Origin of the sequence: Hydrogenophaga intermedia (genome assembly GCF_000723405.1) — a bacterium.
Classification (GTDB): Bacteria; Pseudomonadota; Gammaproteobacteria; order Burkholderiales; family Burkholderiaceae_C; genus Hydrogenophaga; species Hydrogenophaga intermedia.
The window spans coordinates 1-7,602 of record NZ_CCAE010000094.1; the positions used below are offsets into that span (position 1 = coordinate 1).

6 protein-coding genes and 1 pseudogene are annotated in these 7,602 nt (G+C 63.2%); 2 read left to right on the forward strand and 5 right to left on the reverse strand.

Features of this window, described 5'->3' with window-relative positions; all coding sequences use genetic code 11:
* The 3 genes from BN948_RS26870 to BN948_RS25945 form a co-directional block, all read right to left on the reverse strand.
* Positions 1-600 (reverse strand): hypothetical protein (locus BN948_RS26870; protein WP_156037856.1); only part of this gene is annotated, 600 nt, incomplete at its 3' end.
* Entirely contained in the window at positions 600-866 is a 267-nt protein-coding gene (locus tag BN948_RS24955; protein ID WP_035624707.1) for a hypothetical protein, read from the reverse strand. The genes BN948_RS26870 and BN948_RS24955, both read right to left, overlap by 1 nt.
* A gap of 70 nt (positions 867-936) precedes the next feature.
* Positions 937-1,506 carry a hypothetical protein gene (locus BN948_RS25945; protein ID WP_050980559.1) on the reverse strand — a complete coding sequence of 190 codons (570 nt, stop codon included), beginning with the start codon at positions 1,504-1,506 and terminating at the stop codon, positions 937-939.
* Between the two features lie 205 nt (positions 1,507-1,711).
* On the opposite strand from BN948_RS25945, the gene BN948_RS27605 reads away from it, so the two are divergent.
* Positions 1,712-1,939: a protein NO VEIN domain-containing protein gene (locus tag BN948_RS27605; RefSeq protein WP_138820353.1), complete on the forward strand. Its 228-nt coding sequence runs from the start codon at positions 1,712-1,714 to the stop codon at positions 1,937-1,939.
* A 1,359-nt stretch (positions 1,940-3,298) separates the two neighbouring features.
* On the opposite strand, the gene BN948_RS24970 is transcribed toward BN948_RS27605, so the two are convergent.
* Both BN948_RS24970 and ytfE read right to left on the reverse strand, forming a co-directional pair.
* A complete protein-coding gene (locus tag BN948_RS24970; protein ID WP_009515311.1) occupies positions 3,299-5,575 on the reverse strand; it encodes a nitric-oxide reductase large subunit in 2,277 nt (758 codons plus the stop codon).
* Positions 5,576-5,593: 18 nt separating this feature from the next.
* Positions 5,594-6,271 carry an iron-sulfur cluster repair protein YtfE gene (ytfE, locus tag BN948_RS24975; protein WP_009515310.1) on the reverse strand — a complete coding sequence of 226 codons (678 nt, stop codon included), beginning with the start codon at positions 6,269-6,271 and terminating at the stop codon, positions 5,594-5,596.
* 140 nt (positions 6,272-6,411) lie between these two features.
* Here ytfE and norR point away from each other — a divergent pair.
* Positions 6,412-7,527 (forward strand): annotated as a pseudogene (gene norR / locus BN948_RS24980) (nitric oxide reductase transcriptional regulator NorR); the annotation flags it as partial.
* Positions 7,528-7,602: the final 75 nt, after the last annotated feature.

Genomic DNA, 7,602 nt, shown 5'->3' on the forward strand with positions numbered 1-7,602 from the left:
TCTCGTTCGTTGATTGCCGAGGCACGAGATTCGCAGATTCACCGGCAAAACAAAAGATGGGTTCCCGGAACGCTTACGTGCCAGACGCCACATGCGTTCCACAAAAGAGTCCTTCTCCACACCACTGGCAATCCACCCCCTGGACGGGACGATGCCAAAGGACTGCTGAAGCTCACGTGAGGTTTTTGCGCGGCTTTGAGCGGCGCGGTGCCGAAATCCCATCGAGAGCGGAAAAGCAATGTGTTCGAAGTCGCGGATGGGGCGTGCCCCAACCACATTGCCTTCCACTAACGCTGCGGCTTCTGGCAACGCGGGGAGGGGAACGTCAGGTGCCAACGGGACGTTGTCCAGCCCCCATCCTCCAACCTCCTTGATCCGCTGGATGAAGCGCTTCGGCGCGTTGGGGCAGACGTAGTCGCATCGCGTAGGGTCCTTGCAGCGGCACATCGACATGCAGCTAATGGCGTCCGCTCCACCGTTGAGGGTGTGCAGCCCACCGCAGATCTGGCGGTCCAGGCACGTCCCACATCCGAGTAACGGTTGCCCGTTGCTCTGGTCCTTGAGGGCCCAAACCTGGTCGTGGTGGCTGCCGTCGAGCATCAGTCCTCCAGCAGCAGTTCCAGGTTGCCGGATTCGGGGCTCACTCGGGAGACTCGGCCGCAAGCGGCGTCGTGCTGTGCCTTGAGCTTGTCCAGTAGTGCACGCGGGGGCTTGTCGACAGTTGCGACCTGGTGTACGCCGTCGCTTGCGACGACCTTTCCATCAGGCAGGCGCCGCAAGAGGACGTTTTGGTCTACGCAGAGCCGGGCGCCCGCGCCACTGGTTGCTCGCACGATTCGCTGGACTTTCGTGACCTGGACAAACATGTCGGATGCGGCGCGAGAGGCCCCTTCGCGCCATGACTTGAAGTGTCGGTCACGCTTGTTGCGTAAAAAGTCAGTTCCCACTGGCAAGTCCTTCCACGGTTAAGGAGTACAGCTTGGTCTTTCCGACCTTGCGTTCTTTCAGCAGTCGCAGACTGGCCATTCCCGAGAGTCGGTTGTTCCACCCAGTTGTCCCGGCCGAGTTGTCACCGGCCTCCTGGCTGGCCGTCTTGGCATCGACCTCACCCAGGCGGCCCACCAACTTCAGCGTCTTCGTCTGCACGGCGTCGAGCTGCCCAATGACACGGGGCGCCTGAAGCCCACCCGCCTTGCCGTGCGTGCCCACCACCATCGGCTGCCTCAGGGCCGTTGCAGCGAACGCAAGCTCATCAAGAGTGGCTTCGTCAGCGTTCACGCAAACAAGGAGGGTGCCCTGCTCAGCGAGATGCGTGGCCAGTTTGAAGATGCTCTCGCGCGCTGCGCTTGCTGTGACGAGTTCCATTCCATGAAAATCCAGAAGGACCATGAGCGTATTTGCAGGGGCACTGACGCTCGCGAGCAAGCGCACGGCCGCGTCGCGTCCTGCTGCAATGCCGAGCAAGGAGGTGTTGTTGAGGATGTCTCGGAGGCTTACAGAAGTCATCTAAATCACTCACTCACGTGAATGAGTGAGATTTTGGGGTGGCATATGGAGTGCGTCAAGCACCGCTTGGCGGACACGCACAGGAGCCTTAAGAACAGCGAAGTGGTGAATCGCCTAGTACTGGGCATTTCAACACTGAGGCCCGGCGACGCGGTCTGGTCCGACCCCCACGTGAACTTGTCATCGCTTTGGGGTATGGGGCGGCATAGGCCCAAAGGCTAACCAACCATCTTCAACCAGCTATATCGAGGTGAAGACATTCACAGAGGTAAGACCTGGGGAGTATCGGTTCTTCCTGTCTGAGAACGAGGCAAAGGTATCGAGGTCACCGCCGTTCGAGGCGGAGTACTACTTCTACTTGGTGATGTTCGATAGTGACGGCAACCGAAGCAGCAAGACTGTGAAAATGCGCGGGGAATCTCCCCGCTTGTAGATCTTTGTCGATGACGTCAGGCAAGACGTAGGCGCAGATTACGGAGTGCGTCCGTAATTATTGGGAATCAAATAATTCACCGTAACACCTAGATCATGACGGCTGAGCCGGGGGGCCTGAGCGCACGGCGTTCAGAAAAGGCTGACAAGGATGTCTAGACGCGAAGCTGGCCTCTACAGCGTGGCCCTGAGCCGAAAAGCAGGCGGAGAGTGCATTCAGCACACTCCTGGCACAGAATGGAGCCAAGGTGAAATCATGGACTTCTCTGCAGTCAAGCATCGATTCAAGCCCATCTCGGTTGAGGCATGTCGCTCGCTCATGCTAAAGCATGGCAGCTCGGACCGCGGGGAGCAGTCTGTCTACCTCGATGAGGTGGGCCTCGATGTGGGAGCTCGCAAGGTTGTAGGAAAAGCCATGCGAGAGTGGTATGAGTCTCCCCTCACCGCCCACTCACCCCCAACCACGTAGACAGTTTCGCTTGCTCGTCCTCCGTGAGATTCACGAGGCCTTTGTCTGCTCCGTGGGTTGGCAGCTTGAAAATGCGCTGAGGATGTCGTTCGGCAAGGTCTTGCATGAAAACCTCAAGGCTGCCGGCACTGAACCAATCCCGCCCGTTGGTCGTCGCCCAATATGGATTCAAGTGCCCGAGTCTCCTGCAGACGATGAACCGTCCCGGTGCAACCGTCGTCATCCCGGTGGGGCACGGCTCAAGCCCTGGCATCACGGATCAGACCTCTGAGAGAGCGGGTGCTCCAACGCCCGCGCTACGGAAAAACATGCGGCGTCAAAGGGGAAGCGGTCACTCGAGTGAACCTGTTCCATGAGCTTGTCCGTCTGGTCGCTGAGCGACACACCAGAGAAGGCTTTGTGCTCTCGCTTCGCCTAGGAAAGTGCGTTCCGGCGGTCAGGGGATTTCATGGACTTGCCGCAATTGTTCGAGTGCAGAGTAGCAGAGGAGAGCTTGGGAAGCCATTCCGGTGACGGGTGACGTTGACGCTTTCCTTTCAATTGGTGCTTGAGAGGTCTGAACTGGAGCCTATCCCACCCTTGGTTGCCCCTCCTCCTTGGCGCCGGACTCGGTTGGCCACGATCGCTCCCGCACGTTTGACGGCAGGAGCGCCGTCACCCCTCCAAAAAAAAGACCAAAGATTCCATCATCGGGGTCTTCAGGCATTCGATTGTCTCGCCATCCATCGAAAGGCTCTTGTGCCAGAAGAACTTCCCGTGAAAGCGCCGCGCCTCGTCAGAACACGCGAAGCCGAGGCGATTTGATAGCAAGGCGCTCCTCAATCTTAGGGCCGTTGGCATGCTTGACCTTCAGTTGCGAGGCAGGCCATGGTTGCCTCGGTCTGGGCTGAATCAGGAAGTGGAGAGTGACGGCGCGTCACTGTTCACGTTGCGCCTGAACGGCAGCAGCCCCAACACCACCTGGAGTGCCACCGAGACGGCCCCGGCGATGAACACCAGGTCGCCGAAGGTGCGCACCCAGCGCAAGGTATGAAGCAGGGGTTGCTGCATGAAGGCCTCGCTGCGGGCGTACCACAGGCCCTTGTCCACGCTGGCCATGAACTGGATGAAGCCAATGGGCAGCAGGCTGGTGAAGATCATCAGCACAAGGCCCAGGTTCAGGCCCCAGAAGCCGGTCTTCATCAGCGGCTCGCTGAACACGAGCGCGGGACGCAGGTAGCGCAGCACCATCAGCGTGAAGCCCAGCGCCAGGAAGCCATAGACGCCGAACAGGGCCGCGTGCGCGTGCACGGGCGTGGTGTTCAGGCCCTGGATGTAGTACAGCGAGATCGGCGGGTTGATCATGAAGCCGAAGACGCCCGCACCCAGCATGTTCCAGAAGGCCACGGCGACGAAGCACAGCAGCGGCCACTTCAGGCTGTTCATCCACGGCGCGCGCGTCTTCAGGCGCCAGTTCTCGAAGGCCTCGTGGCCCAGCACGATCAGCGGCACCACCTCCAGCGCGCTGAACGAAGCGCCCACGGCCATCACCGGCGTGGTGGTGCCCGCGAAGTACAGGTGGTGAAAGGTGCCCGGGATACCACCCAGCAGGAACAGTGACGCCGAGGCCAGGCTGGCCGTGGTGGCCATGCGGCGCGACACCAGTCCCATGCTGGAGAAAACGAAGGCCAGTGCCGTGGTGGCGAACACCTCGAAGAAGCCTTCAACCCACAGGTGCACCACCCACCAGCGCCAGTACTCCATCACCGACAGGCTGGTGCGCTCGCCATAGAACAGGCCGGCACCGTAGAACAGGCCGATGGCGCCGACCGAGGCCGTGAGCAGGGCCAGCAGGTTCTTGTCCTCCCCGTTGCGCGCGAACAGCGCGGGGAGCACGCCGCGCAGCATGAGCACCAGCCAGAGCAGGATGCCGGCCCACTTGAGGATCTGCCAGACGCGGCCCAGGTCCACGTACTCGTAGCCCTGGTGACCGAGCCAGAAGTTCCACTCGGCCGGCATCTTCTGGGCGATGGCCAGGTAGTTGCCCACGAAGGAGCCGACGCAGACGAAGACCAGCGCCCAGAAGAGCGCGTCCACGCCCAGCTTCTGGAACTTCGGGTCCTTGCCGCCGTTGATCACCGGGGCCAGGAACAGCCCGACGGCCAGGAAGCCGGTGGCGATCCAGAACAGCGCCGCCTGGATGTGCCAGGTGCGCGTGAGCGAGTAGGGGAACCACTGCGACAGATCAATGCCGTAGAAGCTGCGCTCCACCGTGTAGTGCGCGGTGAAGCCGCCGATGAAGACCTGGAAGACGAACAGCGCCACCACCAGGAACAGGTACTTGCCCAGCGCCCGCTGAGAGGGGGTGAGTCCCGCGGCGATCAGCGGGTCGCGCTTGGGCGCGGCCGGCAGCGGCTCGTCGTGGTCGCGAAGGAATGCCCAGGCCCAGACCAACAGGCCGATGCCCGCCAGCAGGATCACCACGCTGGCGATGGACCAGACCACGTTCTCCTTGCTGGGGACGTTGTTGATCAGTGGCTCGTGCGGCCAGTTGTTGGTGTAGGTCACCTTCGAATCGGGCCGCTCGGTGCCCGCCGCCCACGCTGTCCAGAAGAAGAAGCGCGTGAGCTGCTGGCGCCGTTCCGCGCTGGGCAGGGTGTTCTCCTTCATCGCGAAGCTCTCGCGGCTCTTCACCAGTGCGGGCGCGTCGGAGAACAGCTGGTCGTAGTAGGCCGCCGTTTGTTCCATGGCCTGCGCGCGGCGCTCGCTCACCACCAGTGTGCCGTCGGCGCCGACACGGTTGCCGCGGTACTCGCGCTGCAGTTCGGCGCGCAGCGCGCCTTGCTGGCCGGCATCGAGTTGCGCGAAGGGGCGCCCTTGCTGTTGCATCGCGGTCAGGTCGAGCCAGGCCGTGAGCTCGCGGTGCAGCCAGTCGGCCGTCCAGTCGGGCGCCTGGTAGGCGCCGTGGCCCCAGATGGAGCCCAGCTGCATGCCACCCACCGACTGCCAGGCGGTCTGGCCGTCCAGGATGTCGTCCCGGGTGAACAGGGCCTTTCCCTCGGCCGTGCTCACCTGAGCGGGGATGGGCGGCGCGGAACGGTAGACGTCGGCGCCGAAGTAACCCAGCAGCGAGAACATCACCATGCACACGCCGATCAGCGCGAACCAGTACTTCTTGTAAATGCCCATGAGACTTCTCCCGTGTGGTCAGTGCACGTCCGCCGGCGCGAAGCGCTCGAACAGGACGTTGTTTTCCAGATGGATGTGTGCGATCAGATCGTCGCGAAAGGCGCGCAGTCCGGTGTAGAGCGCCTTCCAGGTGGTGCAGGCGCCACGCGGCGGCGTGAAGTTCTGCGTGAGTTCCACCAGATGGCGCAAGGCCACGCCGTGTTCTTCGTGCTCGCCGCGCATCACGCCGATGGGCATGCGGGCCATGGCGCCCTGGTCGCGCGTGATCATCGGGAACAGCACCACCTCTTCCTTGCGCATGTGGCTCTCCAGCTCCTGCGCCATGGCCATGAGGTGGTCGGCCAGTCCGTGTGGACAGTCCTCGCGATCGCCATGCACTTGCTCCACGCGGCGCGCCAGGCGGATCAGCTCGGGCAGTTGTTCGCGGTGCACGGCGTGGTAACGCGTCAGGATGTGCTCCACCAGTTCGGTGTCGGTGGCCCGGCTCCAGTCCGGCCCATCGGCCTGGGCCTCGCGCGCTTGCAGTGCCAGCAGTTCGGCGGCGATGGCATCGCCATCCAGGCCGGCGGTGGCGGCCGCCGTGCGCAGGGTGCGGTTGCCCGCGCAACAGAAGTCGACGTGGTGCGCGTCCAGGACGCGTGTGGCGCCGGGAATGCGGCGAGCCAATTGCCCCAGGGATTGGTCCATCAGGTCCATGGTTTCTCCTTCGTGGATGGGTGCTGCCGGAGATGCGAACCGCGTGCCAGGAATATTCCTTTGCCAATCAAGGACTTGGATTGATCTTGGTCAAAATCACCACGATGGGGCAACGGTATAAAACACCCCATGAGGTGCTTATGACCATCGACACGACGCAATTGCTGCTGCTGACCGACTTGGTGGCCGATCTGCCAGCGGCGGTGCGCTTGCAGCGCTTGGTGAACAGCCTTCGCGCGCACTTCGCCTGTGGGTCGGTGGCGCTGCTGCGACTGGAGCAGGAGCACCTGCGACCGTTGGCGGTGGACGGCCTGACCAGTGACGCCTTGGGCAGGCGCTTCGCGGTGAAGGATCACCCTAGGCTCGCGGCCATCTTGGCGCGACGCGGGGTCACCCGCTTCCCCCACGACAGTCCGCTGTCCGATCCCTACGATGGCCTGATCGACGGCCACGCCGGCCAACCCCTGCCGGTACACGACTGCATGGGCATGGCACTGAACGTAGAAGGGGAGCGCTGGGGCGTCGTAACGCTCGACGCGCTGGACATCGGTCGCTTCGACGCCCAGGCCCCGTGCGAACTGGAGCAGCTCGCCAGCGCCATCGAAGCGGCGGTACGCATCACGCGCCTGGAGGCCGAAATCCGCGCCTTGCGTACCACGGGCTGGTCGGCGCCGGCCAGCGCGCGCACCGCTCTCCGCGAGGACAACGAGATCGTTGGCCAGAGCGAAGCCATCGTGCACCTGCTGCACGAGCTGCGGGTGGTGGCCGATTCCGAGTTGCCCGCGCTGCTGCTGGGTGAGACGGGTGTCGGCAAGGAGCTGTTCGCGCACCGCCTGCACCAACTCTCGCGCCGCGTCGGCAAACCGCTGGTGCACGTCAACTGCGCGGCGCTGCCCGAGTCCCTGGCCGAGAGCGAGCTGTTTGGTCACGCCAAGGGCGCCTTCTCCGGCGCGACAAGCGAACGGCCGGGGCGCATCGAGGCCGCCGATGGCGGCACACTGTTCCTCGACGAGGTAGGCGAGCTGCCGCTAGCCATCCAGGCCAAGTTGCTGCGCACGCTGCAGAACGGCGAGATCCAGCGCCTGGGCACCGACCGGCCACGGCGCGTGAACGTGCGCGTGATCGCGGCCACCAACCGCCAACTGCGCGAACTTGTGCGCGAGGGGGCGTTCCGCGACGACCTGTACCACCGCCTCTCGGTCTATCCCATCCCCATCCCGCCCTTGCGTGAACGAGGCAACGACGTTCTGCTGCTTGGGGTCTCCTCGTTTTCAGTGCAATAAGTGACGGTACGCAAAGCTAGCACTGGCGCGGGGGTGGTCTGGGTAGAC